The organism is Candidatus Villigracilis vicinus (assembly GCF_016702885.1).
Classification (GTDB): Bacteria; Chloroflexota; Anaerolineae; order Anaerolineales; family Villigracilaceae; genus Villigracilis; species Villigracilis vicinus.
Genome location: NZ_JADJDD010000009.1, coordinates 55,129 through 80,030 on the forward strand (window position 1 = coordinate 55,129; position 24,902 = coordinate 80,030).

The 24,902-nt window shown below is 50.1% G+C and carries 13 protein-coding genes; 9 read left to right on the plus strand and 4 right to left on the minus strand.

Translation table 11 applies throughout. From position 1 onward, the window contains the following. Positions 1-16: 16 nt before the first annotated feature. Positions 17-991, minus strand: a complete 975-nt coding sequence (locus IPG80_RS09685; protein WP_345105796.1) for a ribose-phosphate pyrophosphokinase — start codon at positions 989-991, stop codon at positions 17-19. 58 nt (positions 992-1,049) lie between these two features. Then, a complete protein-coding gene (locus IPG80_RS09690; RefSeq protein WP_345105798.1) occupies positions 1,050-1,718 on the minus strand; it encodes a lysoplasmalogenase in 669 nt (222 codons plus the stop codon). Between the two features lie 64 nt (positions 1,719-1,782). Here IPG80_RS09690 and IPG80_RS09695 point away from each other — a divergent pair, with 64 nt between their 5' ends. Then, positions 1,783-2,187, plus strand: a complete 405-nt coding sequence (locus tag IPG80_RS09695; protein ID WP_345105801.1) for an OsmC family protein — start codon at positions 1,783-1,785, stop codon at positions 2,185-2,187. 47 nt (positions 2,188-2,234) lie between these two features. Here IPG80_RS09695 and IPG80_RS09700 read toward each other — a convergent pair whose 3' ends face one another. After that, positions 2,235-2,972, minus strand: coding sequence for a PIG-L deacetylase family protein (locus tag IPG80_RS09700; RefSeq protein ID WP_345105803.1), 738 nt, complete (start codon positions 2,970-2,972; stop codon positions 2,235-2,237). 295 nt (positions 2,973-3,267) lie between these two features. On the opposite strand from IPG80_RS09700, the gene IPG80_RS09705 reads away from it, so the two are divergent. The 4 genes from IPG80_RS09705 (at position 3,268) to IPG80_RS09720 (ending at position 6,972) form a co-directional block, all read left to right on the plus strand. Next, positions 3,268-4,284: an ABC transporter ATP-binding protein gene (locus IPG80_RS09705; RefSeq protein WP_345105806.1), complete on the plus strand. Its 1,017-nt coding sequence runs from the start codon at positions 3,268-3,270 to the stop codon at positions 4,282-4,284. After that, entirely contained in the window at positions 4,268-5,116 is an 849-nt protein-coding gene (locus IPG80_RS09710) for an ABC transporter permease (protein ID WP_345105808.1), read from the plus strand. The genes IPG80_RS09705 and IPG80_RS09710 overlap by 17 nt, the downstream gene beginning before the upstream one ends. 113 nt (positions 5,117-5,229) lie before the next feature. Beyond that, positions 5,230-6,084: an ABC transporter permease gene (locus tag IPG80_RS09715; protein WP_345105811.1), complete on the plus strand. Its 855-nt coding sequence runs from the start codon at positions 5,230-5,232 to the stop codon at positions 6,082-6,084. A gap of 240 nt (positions 6,085-6,324) precedes the next feature. Then, on the plus strand, positions 6,325-6,972 hold the full coding sequence (locus IPG80_RS09720) for an MOSC domain-containing protein (protein ID WP_345105813.1): 648 nt from the start codon (positions 6,325-6,327) through the stop codon (positions 6,970-6,972). Positions 6,973-7,050: 78 nt separating this feature from the next. Here IPG80_RS09720 and IPG80_RS09725 read toward each other — a convergent pair whose 3' ends face one another. After that, a complete protein-coding gene (locus tag IPG80_RS09725) occupies positions 7,051-8,505 on the minus strand; it encodes a LysM domain-containing protein (RefSeq protein ID WP_345105816.1) in 1,455 nt (484 codons plus the stop codon). A gap of 286 nt (positions 8,506-8,791) precedes the next feature. Between IPG80_RS09725 and IPG80_RS09730 the strand changes: the two genes are divergently transcribed. From IPG80_RS09730 to IPG80_RS09745, 4 genes are all read left to right on the plus strand, one after another. Then, positions 8,792-12,412 carry a PAS domain S-box protein gene (locus IPG80_RS09730; RefSeq protein ID WP_345105819.1) on the plus strand — a complete coding sequence of 1,207 codons (3,621 nt, stop codon included), beginning with the start codon at positions 8,792-8,794 and terminating at the stop codon, positions 12,410-12,412. Positions 12,413-12,539: 127 nt separating this feature from the next. Next, the gene (locus IPG80_RS09735; protein WP_345105822.1) at positions 12,540-23,183 is read left to right on the plus strand and encodes a PAS domain S-box protein; all 10,644 of its coding nucleotides are present in this window, start codon (positions 12,540-12,542) and stop codon (positions 23,181-23,183) included. Then, positions 23,180-24,250, plus strand: coding sequence for a response regulator (locus IPG80_RS09740; protein ID WP_345105825.1), 1,071 nt, complete (start codon positions 23,180-23,182; stop codon positions 24,248-24,250). The genes IPG80_RS09735 and IPG80_RS09740 overlap by 4 nt, the downstream gene beginning before the upstream one ends. After that, positions 24,247-24,897: a response regulator transcription factor gene (locus tag IPG80_RS09745; protein ID WP_345105827.1), complete on the plus strand. Its 651-nt coding sequence runs from the start codon at positions 24,247-24,249 to the stop codon at positions 24,895-24,897. Before IPG80_RS09740 ends, IPG80_RS09745 begins: the two co-directional genes overlap by 4 nt. Positions 24,898-24,902: the final 5 nt, after the last annotated feature.

Consider the following 24,902-nt stretch of genomic DNA (forward strand, 5'->3'; position numbering starts at 1 on the left):
CTTTTTGTATGGTTGTTTACTCTCCGAAAACGAACAAGTCTCCGATGGATTCGCGGTTGAAGTTGTGGCGAATGGAATCGGCAAAGATCGGAGCCACTGAAAGCACGGTCAATTTGGGGTCACGCTTGTCCAGGGGAATATCCACTGTATCGGTGGTAACGATCTCGCGGATCTGTGGGATGGATGCCAGTTTTTCCAAGCCGCCGCGGGTGAAGACGCCGTGGGTACACATCACCATGATCTCTTCAACACCTTCTGCAATGAGCAGGCGGGTTAGCTCGGCGATCGAGCCGCCAGTGGCGATCTCATCATCGTAGATGAGTGCGCGTTTGTGTCCTTTGACCTGATTGCCCACCAATCCACTGATGCGCACTTCGGTATCGGAGACGCGTTCCTTGTTTCCGGCGGCAACGGGCAGATCGAGGCTTTTGGCAAAACGCGCCGCAGACTTGGCTTGCCCCATATCTGGTGAGACGATGATCATGCCGCTCATGTCGCGGTTCTCCAAATGTTTCTGGAAAACCGGGCGGCTGCTCAAGGGGTCGGTCGGTACACGGAAGAATCCATGCACCTGCGGCGAGTGGAACATCATGCTCATTACATGTGTGGCGCCGGAAGTTTTCAGCAGGTCGGCAACAAGGCGGGCGGTGATGGAGATGCGCGGCGCATCTTTTTTGTCGGAGCGACCAAAAGAATAGTACGGAATGATGGCATGGATCTCGGATGCAGCAGCATCGCGGGCGATATCCAGCATCATCAACAGCTCCATTAAGTTGTCATTCACGGGTGGCGTCAACGATTGAACGATATAGACCCGGCGGTAGCGCACACTGGCTCCCAATTGCAGGTACAAATTATCGTTACTGAACTTTTTTACATGGGTTTCTTCCAAGGGGATTTCTAACTCGGCGGCGATACTCTGTGCCAGAGGTTTGTTGGAACTCCCGCTAAAAATGCGAACTTCATCTATTGGAATGGAACGTTGTGCCATACCTGCCTCCATATTTTGACATTCTTCCGATTATCACACAGACCGGCTTTTTAATTTTTTATTTTCCAAATTGAACGATCACCCCTGCGATAAGCAGGATCTGACCGAGATGGTATGCGGCAATATTGTAGATGCGCCCGTTATGGATCGGGGAAACAAATTTATTCCATGCAAGAATAACATCCGAAAGGTAGAAAAGGAAGGCGCCGACGCTCACCAGCACAGCTGCGCCAGCATCCCAGGAAAGATCATTTAGTTTGATCATGGCAGAGAGCAGCATGAGAGAAATGACCGCACCATACACGCTGATCGGCAGGCGCATACGTCCCTGACCTTTGGCGATCACTGATGCGAGAATGCGGCGGATGACCCGGGCTCCGCCCCAGCCGATCAGGATGGCGAGGATGACACTCCAGGCAGATATGGCAGGGATGGGGGAGTTGAAACCGACGATGTAGAAGATATGCGCGAAGAGAAAGGCGATCAATCCACCCAGAAAGAAGCGCTCGAGGGAGATCATCAGGAGCACGTCCCCAACTAATGAAAGGATGATGCCCATGCCGAACCAAAGCACTACACCTTGCATCCCTGTTGACATGGATAGCCAAAGGAACAGGCAGAGCATAACAGCGGGTTTTGCCACCACTTCCAGTTTGAACCAGTTCTTTTGCAAGGCGGCTGCTTCCAATATGGCGAAAAGGATTGCGGCGAATAGTAATATATACATGGATGCCCTCCTGCTTTATCGTACCATAAAGAGACGCCCGCACTGTTTATGCTATACTGCGGGCATGGCATCGAAAACTGTACATCTCAATTGGGATACACAATCCAGGTTCGTTATTAGTGATAGGGAGAACCATCAACTCCCAGTCAATGGCGCCGGGCGGATCGGTTCTTCCGACCTGTTGCCCATGGCGTTGATCGGCTGCTCCTCGTATGATGTGATCGAAATCTTGGGGAAACAGCGTCAGGAACTGATCCAGCTTACGGTTAGTGCGGAGGCGGTGCAGGATGATGATCCGCCTTGGAAGTTCAAAAAGATCCATATCCATTATCAAGCCATTGGGAAAGGGCTTGATGTTGATAAAGTGAAAAAGGCGATCTTGTTGAGTGAGGAAAAATATTGCTCAGTATATGCCACACTTAAAGATGTGATCGAGATCACCCACGATGTGGAAGTGACCGAAGGATAACTGTTGAAAAAAAGCGCAAGGCATCTGCCTTGCGCTTTTGATCTGACCTACTTCTCGTGCTCTTCTTCTTTTTTGAAGATCATCACACGATATGATTCAGCGTATTCAAAACCTTTGTCTTTCGCGTCTTCCTTCGCCCAATCTTTCATCCATTTTTCCACTTCATCGACGGGCACCTGGCTGGCGTGTTGTTGCAGCGCCTTGACCTTGGTATCGATCGTTTCGGAAATATCCACCCAGGTATCGGGTTTATCCGTCCCATGGACGTAGAGTCGTTTGACCTCATGCGGCTCGAACCCCTCCGCGAGCAGATCGGCAAAGACCAACCTGGACCCCGCTGAGGGGAATACCGCCTCACAGGCGGCACGGGCGGCGGCGCGGTGGTCGGGGTGGTTCAAATATTCGTTACCGTAAAACCATGCTTCAGGGTTACCCGATAGAACCGTATCGGGTTTATATTTGCGGATGAGGCGAGTGAGTTCTTTGCGCAGGGCAATGGTCGGCTCCAGTTCACCATCTGGGTAGCGCATAAAAACCGTTTCTTTTACGCCCAAAACATTATTTGCGGCAAGTTGTTCGCCTTCACGGAGCTTTGCCAGTTCAGGCTTGTATTCCGCACCTTTGCTGGGATCATTCGAACCCGAGTCTCCGCTGGTGATGACGACCGTGATAAATTCACAACCTGCTTTTGTCCACTTGGAGATCGTGCCTCCAATCGAAAACTCCTGATCATCGGGGTGTGCCTGAATGCTCATGGCGATCTTTGGTGTGTATTCGTCACTCATAAAGTTTGCTCCTGTTAGCCAGATGATGTTTTATGGTCGGATTTTACATCACAAATTCGAGTCGTAGTAAAATAGAACTTATATTCTATTTTGTTGTTTATTGGGCATCACACTCTTTTCGACCTTTTAAATTGCGAGAGCCAGGGTCGCCTACCCTGGCTCTCTTACAAAGGAGGAGAAGAGAATCTGTTACGCAGGTAAATTTATCACTCTCCTCCAAAAGGTACTTGACGTAAACCCTACGTTTGATGCACGCCAACACAACGATAAAGATTACAAAATTTTAAGGAGAATCATGTCCTCTTCACTTGCAATCGAAACAAAAGACCTTGGTCGCATTTACAAACTGCGCGGCAGCAAGAAAGAAACGCGCAAAGAATTGGTCGCTCTACAGGATGTTAACTTGACCGTGGAACGCGGCGAACTGTTCGGACTCTTAGGACCGAACGGCGCTGGCAAGACGACCTTGATCAAGATCCTCACCACGCTTCTCTCCCCGACCTCGGGCTGGGCACGCGTTGCAGGAGCAGACGTCCACGCTGCACCCGAGTCGGTGCGCCCGCGCATCAATATGGTCTCAGGCGGCGAGTCTTCGGGCTATGGTCTCTTGACCGTGCGCGAAAACTTGTGGATGTTCTCACAGTTCTACGGTGTGCCTTCAAAAGAAGCCAACGAACGCATTGAAGCCCTGCTGGAAATGGTCGGCATGAAAGACCGTATGCACACGAAATCATCTGACCTTTCTACTGGTCTGCGCCAGAAGATGAACATCGTGCGCGGATTCCTGACCGAGCCGGAAGTGCTCTTCCTCGATGAACCGACTCTGGGTCTCGACGTTGGCGCGATGCGCGATGTGCGTCGCTTCATCCTCGACTGGTTGAAAGCGGATAAGGAACGCACCCTGCTTTTGACTACCCATTACATGATGGAAGCCGATGAATTGTGTGATCGTGTAGCCATCATCAACAAGGGACGTGTCCTCGCCTGCGATACACCGACTGCCTTGAAACAGCGTTTGCAGAAGGATGTCATGTTCGAGATCGAGACGAGTCCGCTCAACGGGTTGACCAAGGAAATGATGGAGGAACAGCCCGAGGTTAAGAAAGCGGCGCTGACCGACATCGAAGGCGGCGCACGCCTGACCTTGTCCCTCGTGGAAGAATCCGCATTGGCGCGAGTCTTCAATCTGTTCGCGCAAAAAGATATCAAAGTGACCAACCTCAACAAACGCCAGCCGACTCTCGAAGATGTGTTCGTGGATCTGGTCGGGCGCAGCATGGCAGAGGAGGAATCGAATGGAAGTAGTGAGTAGAAAATATTCGCACAAAGATACGGGCTGGCGCTTGTTCTTGAAGACCATTATTGCGCGTGCCTATCCACGCATTATCGGGCAGCAGCGCGAGATTTCGTGGCTGGTGTTCGAGGTGGTCATGCCGATGCTGGCGGTGATCGCGTATGTGTTTGTCTATCGTGCCTTGAATGCCCCTGAAGAATATGTCGGCTTCGTGGTGATGGGCGGCGCAATGACGGCGTTCTGGATGAATATTTTGTGGAGCATGTCCAGCCAGTTATATTGGGAGAAGGAGCAGGGCAACCTTGCTCTGTACATCATGGCACCGAATTCAATGATGGCGATCCTGTTGGGTATGGCGTTGGGCGGCATGCTGGCGACCGCAACGCGAGCCATTGCTGTGACGATACTGGGAATGTTGATGTTCGGTGTGACCTTTACCGTATCGAGCTATTTACAGTTGTTCACCGTGTTCATGTTGGCGATGGTGGCTTTGTATGGCATGGGCATGATGATGGCTTCGGCGTTTTTGATGTTCGGGCGTGAAGCCTGGCACATGGCGAACCTCGCACAGGAACCGATCTTTCTCGCTTCGGGCTTTTACTTCCCGATCAAGTCGCTGCCGTTCTGGGTGGCAGCTGGAGCTTCGATCATTCCGCTTACGCTGGGCATGGATGCCATGCGTCAGTTGATCTTCCCCACGGGATTCCAATTTGGCTTCATGACCGTGCAGACGGAGATCATTATCCTTGCCGTGCTTTCAGTCGTCTTTATTGTGACGGCAAAGTTTTTGCTGTCGTACGTAGAGAAGATCGCGGTGCGCGAGGGAAGAATTACGGAGAGTCGGAGATAGTCTCGTCATTGCGAGGAGCGCCCTTGCTCTTTGCGACGAAGCAATCTCCAACTTAATCATAAGATTGCTTCGTCGGGCTGAAGCCCTCCTCGCAATGACGGAATAGGAAAATTATGCAAACATCAACTTCATGGCGTTCGTTTCGTATGGCAGCCTGGCTGGGATGGGTGATCGAGTCTAATTGGACGGATCCCTTCCTGTTCGCTGTGTATTCCATCGTCAAGCCGATCTCGGGTGCGGCGATCTTGGTCATCATGTACGGCATCATCTCGGGCGGACAGTTCGATACTGCTTTGTTCCCGTATATTTACCTCGGCAATGCCTTTTACATTTATGTCGGCGCGGTGATGACGGGTGTCTCGTGGGCGGTGGTCGATGACCGTGAGCATTACAAGACACTCAAGTATATGTACATTGCGCCTATCTATATTCCGCTGTATTTGCTGGGACGCGGCGTTGCGCGTTTTGTCACCGGCTCGATTGCAGTCTTTATCACTCTTGCGGCTGGGATTTTATTCCTGAACGTCCGCATCAACTTTGCGGAAGTGAACTGGCTGTTGTTCTTTGTCACCCTCATCCTCGGCGTGGTGATGCTTGCGCTTCTAGGCTTGCTGTTGGCGGGTCTGACTCTCACGCTGGCTCGCCACGAAGGCTTTATCGGCGAAGCCACAGCGGGAGCGTTGTATATTTTCAGCGGCGCCATATTTCCGTTGAGCGTCTTACCGGAGTGGCTGCGTCCGATCGGGTATTTTATGCCGACAACTTATTGGTTGGAGTTGTTGCGCCGTTCTCTGGTGGGAAATGTCGCTTCGGCATTCCCAACGTTGGCAGGGCTGGATAATTTGCAAATCCTCGGCATATTGCTGGGACTGAGCATCTTCTTCGGCGTGGTCAGTGTGTATGTGTTCAAGTGGTGCGACCATATCGCCCGTGAGCAGGGTTTGATCGATAGAACGACGAATTACTAACAGTTATCTCAAAAATGTCATCCTGAGCAATAGCGACACATGCACCGCGATGCGGATGCAGTGCTGGTGAGGATCTCTACGCCCCAATAAGAGACCCTTCGGTCGCGAAGAACGCTCCCTCAGGGTGACACGGTATTTTTGAGACAGGTTCTAACAGACGAATCTATAGAAGCTTGTCGCGCTGAAAAGGTGAGATAAAATCCACCCATTCAGCGCGACATTTATTTAAGAGGATTAACCATGAAAATTATCAGTATCAATGCAGGCAAGCAGCAGACTCAGATCAACAAAGGCAGAACCGAAATTACCGGTATCTATAAGACCGCATTGCAGGGTTCCGTGCAGATCACCTCGCTTGGTATCGCTGATGATTTCATCGGCAGCCCCAAACATCACGGCGGACCGGACCAGGCGCTCTACGTCTACGGCGAGGCGGATTATCAGTGGTGGGCAAAAGAAATTGGCAGGGAAATGCCTCCCGGCATGTTTGGAGAAAACCTGACCATTAGTGAACTGGAAAGCGCGTTTTTCAACATTGGCGACTTCCTTCATATTGGTGAAGTGACCCTGCAAGCGACCGCGCCGCGCATTCCTTGCTCCACGTTCGCTACGCGTATGGGCGACCCGCAATGGGTGAAGAAGTTCCGGGCTGCTGAGCGCCCTGGCTTATATGTCCGTGTGATACGTGAAGGGAGATTGGCGGTAGGGGAAGAGGTTTGGGTAGAGAAATATTCAGGCGAAACGGTTTCGCTTGTCGAAATGTATCGAGATTATTACGAGAGTAATAAAAATGAAGAGACCCTCCGAAAGTTGCTCAATGCTCCGGTTGCAATCCGTGCAAGAGAAGATTTTGAAAAAGATCTGGCTGAGTTGAAGAGAACAGGATAAGCGGTCGAAGAAGAATAAATTACGAAAGAGGTCGTCTTGAATTCAAGGCGACCTCTTTTTTGCCGGGGCTTATCATGATCAGGGCATGGTTTCGGCATAGGCTGGCAGAGTGATGACTTGCCCCGGTGTGAGTTGGGCGTCGGCTGTCAGTTGATTGGCTGCTAGTAGAGATTCCGGTGAGATCTTCCAATCGAACGCAATGGTTTCGATGGTTTCGCCCCAGCGGATGGTGTATTGCATGGGTTGGTTGTTGTTGTGATATGTGGTCCAATTCCAACGAAGCACGTCGAAGCCGGTAGTACCTGTCTTGCCGAAGCCGTGTCCATTCCACTCGTAATTGAAAGCTCCTGTGGTCAGGTCACCTGGGGTATATAAGGCAACTTCTTCGATGGAGCAATCTTCGTACGGATAATTACGCACCATGTTGGAGACTGCCATACGTGTATTATTTTTGCTTACGCTCGCAACCAACAGAATGTGATCGAAGAATCCTTCCGTTTGATACAACGTGGAAAAAGAATAAATAATATCACCGGGATACAGGTTGCCGTTTTTTTCAAAATCGTAGCTTGCAATAGGTTCGTTAGTGCTGAAGCGGGTAAAGGTTTCCGGGTCGAAGGTGCTCCAAGGCTGCCCGTCCCAGCGCGGGTTGACCCCGGTGAACGCACTTGCATCTTTTGACCAGCTGCCAATGCGGTATGGGAAACTATTGGTGTCGTGCAAAATCGTCCAAGCAAGCGGACCGCACATGGAGCTTGCATCCCAGTAGCCGATCTTTTCTCTTGAGATCTGGTTTGCTTCTTTGCATGTCCCTGCCAGATATTGATGCCCGGCGGTCATGTAATCGGGGATATGCCAGTCGAGGTTAAACATGGTGGAGATGGTTTCATTGCTGACATACCCGGCATCGATCACCCAATGGCAGGGTAGCTTTTTCATCACCGGGTAGATCTTCTCATCGTTTGGGATGGCGTCTTTTTGCCAGTAAGCAGTGACATAAGTTGCCCAAGGGGATTCCAGTACACCATCCACCATTGGAATTGCCAACAGGCGAAAGTCTTTTCCATACTCGCGGAACCAGACCACAAAGCCCTGACTCAAGAAGATCGTGGCGACTTTATCGCCGCGGTAGGTTAACGGGTGCTGGAATTCGTGGAAGGAAAATTCATATACGAACGGGTCATTGATAACGTTGAGCATGCTGCCCTGTTCGCCGTTCCAAATATACATTTGTCGGCGTTCGGCTAAGTCAAACTCGGAACCAATGGCGCTTTGCACCTTGGCGAGCATTTCTGCAGGGGAGAGGTTGGGGTGGGTTAACAGACAGCCTGCCGGGTTTGCGAATGCGTATACCGGGTTTTGTACCGGGAGTTCAACTGAAATTTTTTCAGAAGTTGAGATATTCGAGCCGGTTGCGGCAGTTGTGGGCGTGGATGGAGGCGCAGCTTTGTCGGTTGGGGTTGGATTTTCGGGGGTGACAAACGTATCCGGTGTATGGGTGAGTACTTGTGATACTAATGCGGCGCTGGTCATGAGTGGCAGTAGTATCTTTAAAACGAGTTTTGAACTAATAAGATAATGCATGTTGAACCTCTGTGTTCAGAGCGTTGACAACATTATTTCATTTTGTTCCTGGGTTGTTTAGACGTACTATTAAGCATTATTTTGATGAAATACATCTATATTAATGCTCGAAAAATTCTTTTATTTGAATGGATATAGTTTGTAATTTTTGGGTAGGGAATTCCCCTATGTGCCGCTTTGCGACAATATGCGAAAATTGGTGAAAATTCGGATTTTCATGTAATTAAGGAAGCCCATGGATAAAGAGACTCCTAAAACCGTTTTAGCCGAAGAATTGGTCGCTGCGCGTAAGCGCATTGCAGAACTGGAACGCAGCGAAGCCCATTACCGCACTTTGGTTGAAACCTTGGATGTTAGTTTATGCCGCTGGCTGCCAGATACCACCTTGACCTTTGCTAATGAAAAATATAAAGTGATCTTCGGGGTAAAAGATGATCCACATGGAAAGAAGTGGCTGGATTTTTTACCCGATGAGACGCGCGAAGGCACAGCGGCTTATTACCGTGAAGTGGCGGCGAATCCACATAAAGTAACCTATGAACATCCGGTGACTGTTGAAGATGGGCGATTAAGTCACTTTCAGTGGATCGATATCCCCTTGTTCGATAAAGAAGGCAAACTATTGGAGTTTCAGTCAGTTGGGGTGGATATTACCGAACGTAAAATTGCCGAAGAAACCAGCAAGATGGCAGAACAGCGTTATCGTACCTTGTTCGAAGAAGCGCCGGTTATGAATTTGGTGACCCAAAAAAATACAGATAGAGCGATCATTACGGATTGCAATCAAGTGTTTCTTTCCACCCTCGGATATAAAAGAACTCAGGTGATCGGGCGTGAATTGATCGATTTCTATTCACCCGCGTCACGCGAGCAATTTGTTAGAGGATACGCCCAGGCATTGAACGGCATTCCCTTATCCGAGGAAAGGGAGTTGATTGCCAGTGATGGCAGGATCGTATTTACCCTGCTTAAGGCAAGCTCGATCATGGATTCGGATGGAAATGCCATTGGCACACAGGCTTCGTATATCGATATTACCGAACGTAAACTGGCGGAGCAGGCGTTAAAGGCCAGCAATGACCGTTTCACTCAAATGGCAGAAAAAAGCCTTGAAGTGTTCTGGATGTTCGACAACCAACTGGGGCGTATCATTTACCTGAACCCGGCGTACGAAGCCATTTGGGGATATTCGGTCGCAGAGACTTTGCAAGATAACAGCTACTACATCGAAGCCATTCACCCGGAAGACCGCAGCGTCATATTTGGTGGGTTGGAACGGCAATCGAAAGGCGAAAAGACGGATATGGAATACCGCATCATCCGTCCGGATGGGTCTGTTCGCTGGATCCATGACCGTTCCTTCCCCATCTTTGACCAACAGGGCGCCCTCATCCGCACCACAGGCATTGCAGCGGATGTCACCGAGCGCAAACTGGCGGAGATCGCGATCCGAGCCAGCGAAATGAAACTGCGTTCCCTGGTCGATTCGCAGACACACTTTGTCATCCGTACTGATATGAATGGGAAATTCACATATTGGAATAATAAATACCTTCAGGAATTCGGTTGGCTGCACGATAACAAAGAAATAAAAGATGCCACTCCCATGGAGGCGATCTGCGAACATCACCATCCCCGTACATTCGATGTGGTACAAAAATGTCTTGCCTATCCGGGGCAGGTCTTCACCGTGGAATTGGACAAGCCTGCACGTGATGGCGGCGTTCGTACTACCATGTGGGAATTTGTCGGGCTGGCAGACGAAAATAACCAGCCTATTGAAGTCCAATGCATGGGGATCGAGATCACAGCGCTCAAGAAAGCTCAAACCGAATTGGTAGAGTTAAACCGCTCTCTTGAAGAGCGGGTACAACAACGTACAGCTGAAGTGCAAGACCTGTATGACAATGCCCCCATCGGGTACCACTCAATTGATGCGCACGGCATGATCGTGCGGGCAAATAAGACCCATTTGGATTGGCTTGGATATACCCGAGAAGAATTCGTTGGGCATTCGATCGTAGAGTTTTTGGCAGCAGAAGGCAGTGCTGAGTTTCAACAAGCATTTCCTGAATTTTTGCAATCAGGTTGGATACGAGATGTTGATGTGGATATGATCCGCAAGGACGGCAGCCTGATCCCGGTCTTGATCAGTGCCACAGGGGTTTATGATGAAGATGGCAACTTTGTCATGACCCGCAGCGCCGTGTTCGATAATATCGGGCGAAAAGCCATTGAGCAAGCCATGCGCCAGAGCGAAGAAACCTACCGCGCCTTGTTCGAGAATTCCAACGACGGCATCTTCATGCTTTCGCCTGAAAGGGAAGAACTGCGCGCCAATCAACGTGCGTTGGACATGGTCGGGTATACCCCTGAAGAATATGAAGAGTTGGGGCGGAGGAGCAATAACCCACTAACTGCAGACGAAGATGAACGTGCAGATGCCGACCAGCGCTTTGCTGCAGTCCTGCGCGGTGAGCGCGTCCCATTGTATGAACGGGTCTTTCGCACCAAAGACGGGCATAAAATAAATGTCGAGGTTAACCTCTCGCCGGTGCGCGATTCTTCTGGCAAGATCATCATGGTTCAGAGTGTTGTGCGTGATATTACCGAACGCAAAAAGGCGGAGGATGAATTACGCCGTAATCGTGATGAGCTCAGTCTTGCCAATCAATCGCTGGAGAAAGCTGCACGGCTAAAAGATGAATTCCTCGCCAGCATGAGCCATGAATTGCGCACGCCGCTGGCAGGCATCCTCGGGCTTTCAGAAACCCTGCAATTGAATATTTACGGAGAATTGAACGAGAAACAGAAAAAGACTATTAGATCCATTGAAGACAGCGGACGTCACTTGCTCGACCTGATCAATGACATTCTTGATCTTTCCAAGATCGAAGCGGCTCAACTTGAATTAAATATCGAGCCGGTTTCATTGGCAGATATTTGCCAGGCGAGCTTGCAACTCACTAAAGGAATGGCAAATAAGAAGCGCCAGCGAGTCCATTACACCATGGCGACTGAGTCTATCGCGTTGAATGTGGATGGACGCCGCATGAAGCAGATCCTGGTGAATTTGCTTGGCAATGCCATCAAGTTCACGCCAGATGGCGGCGAACTTGGTTTGGAAATTAACCTTTTAAAAGATGAGGGTAAAGTGCAGTTCGTCGTGTGGGACAAAGGCATTGGCATCAAACCGGAAGATATGGGGAAACTCTTCAAACCATTCGTTCAGATCGATAGCAGTCTTGCACGTCAATATGCCGGGACCGGGTTGGGGCTTTCACTTGTTCAGCGTCTGGTCGAACTTCACAACGGTACCGTGGAAATGGAAAGTATCTTTGGCGAAGGCAGCCGCTTTATAGTGACCCTGCCTTGGATGCCAAGCATGGATTCGGAACGCCCCGCTTCAACCTCAAACTTTGTGCCGGGCACTTCGTCCGCTGTTATGCAGGTCGCCAACCGAGCTGCCCGCCCGACCGTGTTGGTTGCGGATGATAACGAGACACTACTGGAGATGGTTTCGGAATTCCTGGATGCCAAGCAATACAATGTTGAAAAAGTAACCAGCGGGCTTGCTCTGCTTGAGAAGGTTGATGGAGTTCAACCCGATATTTTTTTGGTAGATATTCAAATGCCTGGCATGGATGGTCTTGAAACCATTCAGCGCATCCGGAAACACCCTGTTCCAGCCATTGCTACGATCCCGATCATTGCCATCACGGCGCTTTCGATGACGGGTGACCGCGAGCGCTGCCTTGAGGCGGGCGCAAATGATTATATTAGTAAACCGTTGAAATTAGCCGACCTGGCAGCGAAAATTGAAACCTTATTAAGAGAAAATCGAAACGCCTCTTGAACTATTCAATATGGACTTCTTCAAGAACGGATATGTCTTATGAAAAGCAACCCTAAAAAAGCTGATCTACTCGTTGAACTGCGCTCTGCCGAAACCCGGATCGCAGAATTGGAAGCCCGCCCTGGGAATGGCAACCGGGGTGCCCCTTGTGTTTGACGAGAGGCAGTCCAGATCGCAGGAAGAGGCTCTCTTTTCCAAGGTTTTTCAAGCCAGTCCTTCTCAAATGGCGTTGACAGATGCGCAAACAGGAAAGTATGCGGAGGTGAACGAAACCTTCCTGCGAACACTGGGTTTCACCCGGGCAGAGGTGGTGGGCAAGACAGCGTCGGAGTTGAATTTGTTCGTCGACCCTGATCAGCGTGCAGTGCTGTTGGGAAAGATGAGCCAGCAGGGCTATTTGCGGAATGAAAATGTACTGGTGCGAACCCGGTCGGGAGAGCTGCGGTATGGAATTTTTACCGCAGAATATGTTGAGATCGAACAGCGCCGATTTTTGTTGACCGTGATGGATGATGTCACAGAACGTAGACAGGCGGAAGAAGCTCTCAAGCAAAGCGAAGCCCAATACCATGCCATGATCGCCAATGCAAAAGACATGGTCGTGATCGTGGATGGACAAGGCTTGTTCAAATTCGTCAGCCCGGCATCAAGCCATATCATGGGATATAGCCCGGAAGAACTGCTTGGGCATGATTTTCGTGAAACCATTCACCCGGACGACCTACGTGTTGTGAACGAATCCTTTGTGCATCGCGGTCAGGTGGCGGGCAGGGCGCGCGAAACTCTCAAAGTCCGTATCCTTCACAAAGATGGCAATTGGCGTGTGTTGGAAGCCCTGGGTACAAGTATGTTCAATGACCCAACGGTTCGCGGGTTGGTGATGAACGTTCGTGACGTGACAGAGCAGGAAGCAGCCACAACAGCCCTGCGTGAAAGTGAAATTCGGTATCGCGGCTTGTTTGAGGATTCGCCTTTGGCTCTCCTGGAACAGGATTTTTCCGCCGTCAAAGCCAGGTTGACTGCTCTTCGCCAAAATGGCATTTCGGATTTCAAGACCTATTTTAAGGAGCATCCTGACGAGGTTGCAGCATGTGCAGCTCTGATCAAAGTCTTGGATGTTAACAAGGCGGCAGTTGAACTATTCAGGGCGCAGAAGAAAGAAGATTTGCTGAAAGATCTGGCGGGATACCTTGATGGAGAAGCCATCCACGGGTTTGAAGACGAACTGGTTTTTCTTACCGCTGATCAAGCTGAGTTTGAGTGGGAAGGTGTCAACAAGACGGTGGATGGTAAATTGATCGACATCCAGCTAAAGTTTTGTGCCGCTCCTGACCATCACCATGACCTTTCCAGAGTGATCGTTTCGATCCGTGATGTGACCGCCTGGAAAAAGGCGAATTGGGAACTTAAAGAAACCCATGACCGGCTGCTTGAAGCCCAGCAATTGTCGCATCTCGGTCATTGGGAGTGGAACCTGGATGAACAGAAGTTGACCTGGTCCGATGAGGTGTACCGAATCTTTAACGTTTCTCCGATCGACTTTGTTGTATCAGTAGAAGCGTTCGAGAGCTTTATTCACCCGGACGATAAGGAAGATTTTTTACGTCACCGCGCCCAAATGTTGGAGGAAAAAAAATTAGCCAGTATCGATCATCGCATTGTTCTTGCAGATGGTCAGGTTCGGCATGTGCAGGAACGCACTCAGCTGCTCCTTGGCGAAGACGGCAAAGTTGTCCGCGTTATGGGTACCGTGCAGGATATTACTGAACGTAAGGAAGCGGAAGAAAAACTCAGGAAGAATGAAGCGCTTCTTTCTGAAGCTCAGCGGCTTGGGCATGTTGGGCATTGGGAGTGGGTGGATGGGCAGTTAACCGGGTCGGATGAATTCTTTCGTATTTTCGGCTTGCCAGTCGGGGATTATCACATCTCCCTGCAAGATCTCGGAAAAGCTTTGAACCCTGGCATGGTGGAGCCCATGCGAATTCTCGATCGCGCCATTTTTGAGAAACGAACCGACATGAATTATGAGTTTTCCATTCCAACCCTGGAAGGTGGAAAACGCTGGCTGCACCAGTATGCAAAGATCACGTATGCCGAAACCGGCAGACCCCAGTATATGCTCGGTATTATTCGAGATATTACCGACTTTAAAACGGCTGAAGAAACCGCGCTACGAAGAAACAACCTGTTGCAGGAAGTGCAGCAAATGGCGAGCATTCAAAGTTGGGTGCTCAATACCCAAACGGGGACCATGACTATTGGTCCTGGTGATGATCAAATTATGGAGTGGCAGGCTGGGGACTATACACAACAGGATCTCCTTCCCATGATCCACCCTGAAGACCTTTCATGGGTCTTGTCTGCATGGTCGGAAACTACAAAAAACAATAAAAATCTTGATCTTGAATATCGCATCCTGGTTAATGGGAAACTAAAATGGATTCATGTGAAAACGGCATACGGGATCGAGGAGTCTTCCAGTCCGTATGTGATCGGCTTTTCGCAGGATATCACCGAGCGTAAACAGGCAGAGGAGTTGAATGCCGCCCAGCGCAACCTGGCGCGGCTGGTCAGTGATGATGCGCCCATTTCAGTGATTTGGAAGGCGGCGCTTCAGTCTGCCATTCGCATTGCCGGGTTGGATTGCGGTGGGATCTACTATTTTAATTCCGACCTCCGTGAGTTGGAACTGATCGAGTATACCGAGTTGAGCGAGAAGTTTGTAAATGCTGTACGCCGTATCCCGGAGAATTCCCTGGGTATGCAAGAGTTACTTGCAGGCAAGGCTCTCTACCTTTCTGAAGCAGAACTTACTCTTCGAGAGCTTGATCGTGATGAAGGCTTGCATTCACTTGCGATCATTCCCATTCAACACCAAGGGGAATTGATCGGGTGTATTAATGTCGCATCTCACAAGATCGATCAGATCCCAGACGTTTCGCGCCTTTCTTTAGAGGCACTTTCCTCTGATATTGGGAATATCCTTATTTATCGGCGTGCAGACGAGGCGCTGCGACTTAGCGAAGAAAAATACCGCCTGTTGGCGGAGAATATCTCTGATGTGATCTGGATCTTGGATCTGGAAGAAGCCCGCTTCCGTTATATCAGTCCATCTATTCTGCAGCTGCGCGGCTATAGCGTTGAAGAAGTGCTGGCGCAGCCCATGATGGATTCGTTGATGCCTGATTCAGCAGTTTACCTTGCTGAAGTTCTGCCCCAGCGCATCGAAGAGTTCGAACAGGGTATTTCGAAAACCTATATGGACGAGCTAGAGCAGCCCTGTAAGGATGGATCTACGGTATCGACGGAGACCACCACACGCTTCACGCGTCATTCCACTACAGGAAAATTGGAAGTGTATGGCGTTTCACGCGATATTACGAAACGAAAAATTATGGAAAGGCAGTTGAGGGAAACCCTCAATAAGTTGGAGGGGGCAGAAGAACAGGCAGGGTTCGGAAGCTGGTACTTCGATGTCTCCAGCGGTACGGGGTGGTGGTCGAAACAAATGTGCCGCCTGTTCGAGTGGGACCCCGCACTGGGTACGCCAGAGATTAGTACATATCTTGCCATGATTCATCCCCAAGATCGTGACAGGCTTGCACTCGCAATGGATGACATGCTTCATGGGCGGTTACCCGAACAAAGTGATTACCGCATCATTACCCGCTCAGGTATTGAAAAGATTCTTAGCCCCTTCTATCATGTTGTTAGAGATCAAGCTGGGAACGTATTGAGATTTTCCGGAACAGTGCTGGATATCACCGAACGGGTGCGGGCAGAGGACGAGATACAGCGCATGGAAAAGCGCTACCGTTCATTGATCGAGCATGCACCGGATGGCATTGTTCTCGTTGGGCTGGATGGCAAGTTTAAGTATGCCAGTCAGTCTGCATCTCGTATCTTTGGTTATTCCTATGACGAGATCACCGACCTGGATCCGAACGTTTTGACACATCCCGAAGACCTGACGATGGTAGTAACTGTTCTTGGTGACTTGATCCAGAATCCTAAACAGACGCCAACCCTTCAATATCGATTCTTGCATAAAGACGGGAGTTGGCGTTGGATCGAAAGCACCTTCAGTAACTTGATGGCAGAGCCCGCCGTGGAGGGGATCGCGATCAACTTCCACGATATTACCGAAAGTAAACAAGCGGGAGATGCTCTCAAAGTCAGTGAAGAGAATTACCGCAGCCTGGCTGAGACCTCCGATAGTGCCATTGCGGTCCTGAACCGTCAGGGAGTGATCTTGTACGCCAACCCGGTCAGCATGCGTGTTTGGAGTGATACGAATATTGTTGGAAGAACACTTTACGATCTATTCCCCAGAGAGATTGCAGATGCGTACCATGCCGTTGTGCGCAGAGTGATCGATGAACAACTTGTGGATACCAACGAATTAGAGGTTGAGGTTCGCGGGCAGCAGATGTGGTTCCACGTCAGTATGAGCCCGATAAAAAACGGTGATGGTGTGGTTGATACACTCCTGTTCAATGCGTTGGATATTACCGAGCGCAAGCTGGTGGAAAAAGACCTGCGCGCCAGTGAAGAGCGCTTGCGTATTATCAACGAATATGTGGATGATATTCTCTGGCAAGTGAACCCGGATTTTAGATTCGTATATGTCAGCCCTGCCGTCGAACGTGTTTTAGGGTATTCGTCTGAAGAGTCTATTAAATTGTATGTCACAGACATTCTGGATGAGGCGGGCTTCCAAACCATGCAGGCGGTTGTTAAGGCGCGGTTAACCGGAGTTAAAGACGGCAATACTCCCACTGAGTATCTAATGAAACATAAGGATGGTCACTGGGTGGATGTAGAAGTGTTGTCTTCTCCAGTTTGGGGCAGGGAACAGAATCTGATTGGGTATGTGGGTATCACGCGCGATATTACCGAACGCAAACGTGCCGAAATGCTCGTCCATGCCCAGCATGACTTGGTACGCGCCATTAGCAAGGTGAACACTATTCAGGAAGGCTTGCGCATCTGCCTGGAGACCACCTTGCACCTTTCCGGGCTGGATAGTGGGGGTTTCTATAAACTTTCTGATACCGGGGAATTGTCCCTGCTTTATCATACAGGGCTTGGCGAAGAATTTGTTAAGGAGGTTGCCTACTACTCAGCAGGCAGCTCAAAATTGACAAGCGGCATATCTGACCAAACCCGATATTACACTGCGGAGCATGAACTGTTTCGAAATTCGATCTATGAGCGAGAAGGTTTAACATCTGCCTTGGTCCTTCCAGTTCTTTACCAAGGCAGGATGGTTGGGTCGTTGGTGCTTGGTTCTCATCATTTGGCGCAGATCCCAAAATACAGTATTCAGTCTCTCGAAACCCTGGTAACAGAGGTCGGTAATTTTATTGTTTATACAGAGATACAGAATGCCTTGCGCGAAAGTCAGGTGCGCTCGCAGGCGATGTTGAATGCCATCCCAGACATGATGTTTCGGCTGGATCGCAATGGCATCTTCCTGGATTACAAGGCAGATACCCATGAACTGTATGCTCAGGAACTTCCTTCTCTTGTCGGTTTGCGCAACCGTGATATTTCCCCTGTGGAGTTTGCCGACCTGATCGAAGAAAAGATACAGGTCACTCTCGAAACCGGCAAGGTTCAAACCTTTGAGTATCAATTGTCGATTCCCACTCAGGGTCAGCACGATTATGAAGCCCGCATGGCGCCCAGCGGTAGGGATGAAGTTGTGGCGATCGTCCGCGATATCACCGAACGCAAGACCATGGAGCGTAACATCATTCAGAGCAACCAGCGCTTCACTGAGCTGGCTGAGAACGTATCCGATATTTTCTGGGTATCCGAACCGGGAACCCGTACAAACCTGTATGTCAGCCCTGCATTTTCTGCCATCATTGGCAGGGATCCGGTAACGGTGGAACAAATGCCAGGCGGATATCTTGATATTGTTCTGCCCGAAGACCAGGAGGCTTTTAGCAAAGGACGCGAAACTGAGAGCAGTGGCTTTAAGACCGATATGAAATACCGAATTCGCCGTCCGGATGGTTCCACTCGATGGATCCATGACAAGGGCACCCCGGTCTTTGATGAAAATGGTAAAGTGGTCCGTGTTGTTGGGTTGGCGAGCGATATCACCGATCAGGTTGAAGCCGAACGCCGCCTGTATGAATCTGAAATGCGTTTCCGGCAGATCGCCGAAAGCATCAAAGAAGTGTTCTGGATGTATGATTACGCTGAACAACGGATTATTTATATCAGCCCGGGGTTTGAGCTCATTTGGGGACATTCGGTGAATGCCTTGTATGAAGATGGCAGGCTTTATTTGATCGGTATTCACTCGCAGGATCAGCAGACCGTATTTACAGCTTTGGAGCAGCAATCGAATGGTGAACCTACCGAGATAGAGTACCGTGTGGTACGTCCGGATGGATCCATCAGCTATATTCATGACCGCTCCTTCCCAGTTTACGATGAAGAGGCGGGCACTCTCATCCGCACTGCCGGTATTGCCATCGATGTCACTGAGCGAAAACGCACGGATGAGGCGCTTCAAGACAGCGAAGAACGTTTACGCCTCTCCTTGAGTGCTGGCAAACTGGGCATGTATGACCTGAACGTGCAAACCGGGCATACGATCGTTAACCGTGAATACGCCGAAATGCTTGGGTATGATCCGACGATGTTTGTTGAAACCAACGCCGCCTGGATGGAACGTCTTCATCCTGACGACCGTGAACGTGTTTCCCAGATCTATGCTGATTACCTAAGTGGCGGGCTTTCAGAATATCGGGTCGAATTTCGGCAAAAAACAAAGTCCGGAGCCTGGAAGTGGATCCTTTCCATCGGTAAACTGGTTGCCTACGATGTGGAGGGGAAACCATTGCGCCTGTTGGGTACACATACCGATATTACCCGGCTCAAGGAAGCTGAGTTCGAGCTTGAAAAGCGCGCTTCTCAAATGGCGCTCATCAATGATGTGGGACGGAAGATCGCCAGCATATTGGATATTCAAGGCATCCTTGATCTTTCTGCCGGACTGGTGCAAGAATCATTTGGGTATCACCATGTGGGTATGTTCACCATGAGCGAGGATCACACGGAGTTGGTGATGCGGTCGCGCGCAGGGAAGTATGCCCAGTTCTTCCCTGAGGCACATCGTGTCAAACTTGGCAAAGGAGTCGTGGGTTCAATTGGCGAGAGCGGCACCATGTTGTTGGTAAATCAGGCGGATACGAATAGCGGCGCCTACATCAATTACTTCCCGGAGCATATCCATACCCTTTCCGAGCTTGGGCTGCCGATCAAGATCGCCGGAGAGGTGGTCGGTGTCTTGGATGTTCAAAGCCCACTGCCCAATGCTTTTACAGCAGAGGATATTCAGGTCTTGCAAACTCTTGTCGATCAAGTGGCGATCGCCATGGAAAATGCCCGCTTGTATGAATCGGTGCAAACGGAGCTGGTGGAACGCAGGATCGTGGAAAAAGAACGTCAGGTCCTTATTCACAACCTGGGTGAGCGCGTCAAAGAGTTAACCGCCTTGCACCAGGCGGCGCGTTTGTTCCAGAATTTACACCTCTCGGAGATGGAGCTTGTGAAGGAACTGGCGCGAATCCTGCCGCCTGCCTGGCAATATCCTGAGATCACGGTTGTGCGTATTTATCTGGGTGAGTTGAATTATGCCACCCCGGGTTTTGTCGAAACACCATGGATGCAGATCGAAACGTTCAATCTACCCAACGGAGAGACCGGCAAGATCGAGATCGCCTATTTGGAAGAACGACCAGTGGAAGCCGAAGGTTCATTCCTGCTTGAAGAGCGCAATTTGCTTGAAACGCTTTCAGAGCGCTTGCAATCTGCCTTGCTGCGCCGGTCGATCGAGCGTGACCTGCAAAAGCGCACCGAGGATCTTTCGAATCTGCTTGAAGCCGGGTATGCACTGACAGAAACCCTCGACCCGCATAAGATATATCCGATCATCTACCAGTACATTGCGGGTGCCATGCCGTGTGATTTCCTTGTGCTGTCTTCTTTTGATCCAAAGACTGAATTGATCACATGTGAATACATGCATTCCAGCGAAGGTTCGCAAGATGTCTCCGGCTTTCCGCCCATTCCGCTTGAACCGCCAGGTCGGGGCACTCAGAGCCGGGTCATTCGCAGCGGCGAATCTTTATTGCTGCCTGATTATGAACGCGTGCTTAATACAGCCAATACCACCATGTACTTCGATGAAAAAGCGGAAATTTATAAAGAGGTTTCCGAGGATGAGGAACGTACCCGTTCCGCCATCATTGTTCCGCTCAAGGTTAATGGTCTGGTGGCTGGCGCCATGCAGGTCTTTAGTGTCAATCTAAACGCCCATACCCAGGATCATTTACGTTTTGCCGAGGCGCTTGCCTTGCATGTTTCTGCGGCACTTTCCAATGCACGCCTGTTCTTGGAACTGGAAGAACGTGTCAGGCAGCGGACTGCCGAGGTGCAGGACCTGTACGACAATGCCCCTGCAGGCTATCACTCTCTCGATGTCAATGGCAATTTCAGTTTGATCAACCAGACCGAATTGAACTGGTTGGGGTACACCCGTGAAGAAATCATTGGAAAGCCCATTACAGATTTCCTCTCCCCGACCAGCTTGGATACTTTTAGGGAAATTTTCGCAGCTTTCAAAAAAGAAGGTTCGCTCAGCGGACTTGAAATGGAATTCCGCCGAAAAAATGGGTCGATATTTCCTGTTTTGATCAATGCTACGGCGGTCAAGAACGATCATGGCGACTATATAACCAGCCGCTCCACCGTGTTTGATAACACAGAGCGTAAACAGATCGAGCTTGCCTTGCGTGAAAGAGAGGAAACCTATCGCGCTTTGTTTGAAAGCGCCAATGACGCCATTTTTATGACCCACCCCAATGGTCATATTCTGCGTGCCAACCCCCGCTGTACCGACCTGCTTGGGCTTTCTTCGGAAGAGATCATCGGTAAAAACGCCATGGATTTCATTGTGCCCGGTCAAGAGATTGAAGCAAGCAATCAATTAAATCGATTGTTGACAGGTGAAAGCCTGCCTGTTTACGAGCGCAAAATGCTCCGAAAAGATGGCTCCACAGTCGAAGCCGAGATCAACCTATCTTTGATCCGCGATGAAAACGGGCAGCCTAAATTCATTCAAAGTGTTGTGCGTGATATCTCTGCCAGAAAAATTGCCGAGAATGCCCTGCGCGAAAGTGAAGAACAGAACCGACTTTTATTCGAAGAAGCGCCAGAAGCAGTGATCTTGTTCGATCAGGATGGCAGGGTGGTACGCATCAATCACGCGTTCCAGACCGTTTCTGGCTTGCCTGGCAGTCAATTCATTGGGCATACGGTAGAGGAAATGGACTTCCTGCCCAAAGATATAATAACCAACTTGACCGAAGTAACGCTCAACGCTCTACAAAATAAAGATGGCTTTGCGGAGCTCGACTTCAAGCTTCAACATGTCAGCGGGGAACTGCGCGATATTAATACACATGTCTTCGCCCTTAACCTGCAAGGTCAGCAGCATTATCTTGCCTCCATTCACGATATTACGACCAGCAAGCGCGCAGAGGAAAACCTGCGTCTTGCCAATGCTGAAATGGAACGCGCCCTGCGCCTTAAGGATGAGTTCCTTGCCAACATGAGCCATGAATTACGCACACCACTTAATGCCGTGCTTGGGATCACGGAAAGCCTGCTCGAGCAGATATCCGGGCCATTGAACGAGAAACAACAGAAATACCTTCAGACTGTTCTGGAAAGCGGGCAGCATCTCCTGGAGCTGATCAACGATATCCTCGATCTTGCCAAGATCAGCGCCGGGCGCATTGAATTAGATCTGACCAAGGTGGATGTGAACACCATTGCGCAATCCAGCTTGCGTATGGTCCGCGAGAGTGCGCAAAAGAAGAGATTGAATATATCCTTGAATGTCGATGAAACCGTAAAACAAGTGCGGGCAGATGAGCGCCGCCTCAAACAAATCCTTGTCAACCTGTTGAGCAATGCCGTCAAATTCACCCCCACAGGCGGGCAAATTGGGCTGGATATTACCGCTGACCCCAAAGCAGATACCCTGCGTTTCATCGTTTGGGATACCGGTATTGGCATCCACCAAAAAGATTTGCATCTCCTGTTCCAACCTTTCGTCCAGTTGGATGCCGGACTTGCGCGTGGCAGCCAGGGTACAGGGCTCGGTCTGGTGTTGGTCAGCCAGATGGCACGCCTGCATGGCGGAAATGTTACCGTTGAAAGCGAACCTCAAAAGGGCAGCCGCTTCATCGTATCCATACCTTGGTTGAAGGCTGGAGGAACCGCTCCACTAAAAATAATAGGAGCATTGCCTCGGTCTGATGCTCCTTCCATGCAGGTTCTACTTCCTAATACTGGTGGAAACAAAACCATCCTGGTCGTCGATGATACTGATTCCGTCACCCAGTTAATCCATGACTATTTGAAACTCCACGGGTACCAGGTGGTCACTGCTCGTGATGGTTTCGAAGGGCTTGCCCGTGCCGGAGAAGTTCACCCCGATCTAATCTTGATGGATGTCATGATGCCGGAAATGGACGGGCTTGAAACTACCCGGCTTATCCGCAGTCAATTGGGGATGAAGGATGTGCCCATTGTTGCCATGACCGCCCTCGCCATGGCGGGTGATCGTGAGCGCTGTCTGGAAGCCGGGATGAATGAATATTTAAGTAAGCCGGTTAAATTAGGCGATCTCCTCCATACCATCGAAACACAACTTACACTTGCAAAAAGAGGAAAACAATGAGCAATACCATCTTAATCGCAGATGATAACGTTGCCAGCCGCGAAACTCTGGATGCCATCCTTAGTGGAGAGAATTACATTCTCGAAATGGCAGAAGACGGCATTCAGACATTGGAAAAGGTTCAAACCCTGCAACCGGACTTGATCCTATTGGATGTGATGATGCCTGGCATGGACGGTTTTGAAGTCTGCCGGCGCATCCGCGCCACACCCGGGCTTGCCGAGATCCCCATTATCCTTCTCACCGCTTTGGATGACACCGCCTCACGCCTCGAAGGTATCGAATCGGGTGCTGATGATTTCATCTCCAAACCGATCGATCGTCAGGAACTTCGCGCCCGTGTACGCACGATCATTCGTCTTAATCGCTATCGCAGCCTGCTTGAACAGCGTGAACGTTTGCGTGAAATGGCGCAGAAAATGGTGACGGTGCTTGAGGATGAGCGTATGCGCATCTCCCATGAACTTCATGATGAACTTGGTCAGCTTCTCACTGCAGAGTTGATGGATATCCGCGACCTGCAATCTGACCTGACCCTTACTCCGGTGGATCTATTTGACCGGCTTGAAAAGATCCATAACCAGACCTATGAAATTGCCGTCAAGATCCGCCGGATGGCACATGAATTGCGCCCGCCGCTCTTAAGTACGCTCGGCTTGAAGCCTGCAATTCAGGCACATTGTTCGAAGTTTTCAGACTTTAGCCATATCCCCATTACCCTCGAGGTCGATGCCGCGGCTGATCAATTGCCCGACCTATATGGCATCATCTTATATCGGGTCTTGCAGGAAGCACTTACGAATATTGCCAAACACGCTGACGCTAACCATGCCTGGGTGGAACTGAGCCTGGAAGATGATCAGGTCAACTTGATCGTACAGGATAACGGAAAAGGTCTCCCGGAACCGGATGCCCCGGTTAATGGGATCGGCATCATAGGAATGAAAGAACGTGTGTCCTTGGTCGGTGGGGAAGTGAGTATCCGTTCTGGCAAGAACGGCGGCACCATCCTGACAGCATCCCTGCCATTAAGATCTGGCTCGATCCATTCCACGGAGGCAGCATGATCCGAATATTGATCGCTGAAGATCACCTTATGGTGCGAGCGGGTATCCGCGCCATTCTTGAGAAAGTAGGGGATATGACCATTCTGGGTGAAGCTTCCAATGGGCAGGAAGCCCTGGAACTAACTGAAGAGCTTTCTCCTGACGTCCTGGTCATGGATATCATGATGCCGCGCATGAACGGTATTCAGGCAGCGGAGCAGCTGCGCAGCCGGAAATCCAAGGTACATATCCTTTTGCTTTCCATGTATGCAGATGAAGGGTTGGTCTATCAGGCATTGCAGAGCGGCGTTAATGGGTATGTACTTAAATCCTCCGTCAGTGATGAGCTTGTGCAGGCTGTGCGAGAGATCGCCAACGGTAAAAAATTCCTGAGCGCTCCCATCTCTGAGATCGTACTGGAGCATGCTTTCAAACCAAGACAGACCAGCGACACGGATCCCCTGGCAAGTCTTTCGCCCCGTGAAAAGGAAGTCATGCAATTGATCGCTGAAGAGCACACTAGTGTAGAGATCGCTAGTTTACTTTCGATCAGCGAAAAAACGGTCGAAAAACACCGTGCCAATCTCATGGAAAAATTGCACGTTCGTAATCTTGCTGGTCTGGTTCGGCTTGCGGTCAAATATCGTCTGGTCGACGGTGATTTCTAGTATTT

What these genes read in the sequence shown, in the direction of transcription:
- IPG80_RS09715 (WP_345105811.1), top strand. Translation starts at nt 5,230, where the DNA reads ATGCAAACATCAACTTCATGGCGTTCGTTTCGTATGGCAGCCTGGCTG.
- IPG80_RS09705 (WP_345105806.1), top strand. Translation starts at nt 3,268, where the DNA reads ATGTCCTCTTCACTTGCAATCGAAACAAAAGACCTTGGTCGCATTTAC.
- IPG80_RS09690 (WP_345105798.1), bottom strand. Translation starts at nt 1,718, where the DNA reads ATGTATATATTACTATTCGCCGCAATCCTTTTCGCCATATTGGAAGCA.
- IPG80_RS09685 (WP_345105796.1), bottom strand. Translation starts at nt 991, where the DNA reads ATGGCACAACGTTCCATTCCAATAGATGAAGTTCGCATTTTTAGCGGG.
- IPG80_RS09745 (WP_345105827.1), top strand. Translation starts at nt 24,247, where the DNA reads ATGATCCGAATATTGATCGCTGAAGATCACCTTATGGTGCGAGCGGGT.
- IPG80_RS09710 (WP_345105808.1), top strand. Translation starts at nt 4,268, where the DNA reads ATGGAAGTAGTGAGTAGAAAATATTCGCACAAAGATACGGGCTGGCGC.
- IPG80_RS09725 (WP_345105816.1), bottom strand. Translation starts at nt 8,505, where the DNA reads ATGACCAGCGCCGCATTAGTATCACAAGTACTCACCCATACACCGGAT.
- IPG80_RS09720 (WP_345105813.1), top strand. Translation starts at nt 6,325, where the DNA reads ATGAAAATTATCAGTATCAATGCAGGCAAGCAGCAGACTCAGATCAAC.
- IPG80_RS09730 (WP_345105819.1), top strand. Translation starts at nt 8,792, where the DNA reads ATGGATAAAGAGACTCCTAAAACCGTTTTAGCCGAAGAATTGGTCGCT.
- IPG80_RS09740 (WP_345105825.1), top strand. Translation starts at nt 23,180, where the DNA reads ATGAGCAATACCATCTTAATCGCAGATGATAACGTTGCCAGCCGCGAA.
- IPG80_RS09735 (WP_345105822.1), top strand. Translation starts at nt 12,540, where the DNA reads ATGGCAACCGGGGTGCCCCTTGTGTTTGACGAGAGGCAGTCCAGATCG.
- IPG80_RS09700 (WP_345105803.1), bottom strand. Translation starts at nt 2,972, where the DNA reads ATGAGTGACGAATACACACCAAAGATCGCCATGAGCATTCAGGCACAC.
- IPG80_RS09695 (WP_345105801.1), top strand. Translation starts at nt 1,783, where the DNA reads ATGGCATCGAAAACTGTACATCTCAATTGGGATACACAATCCAGGTTC.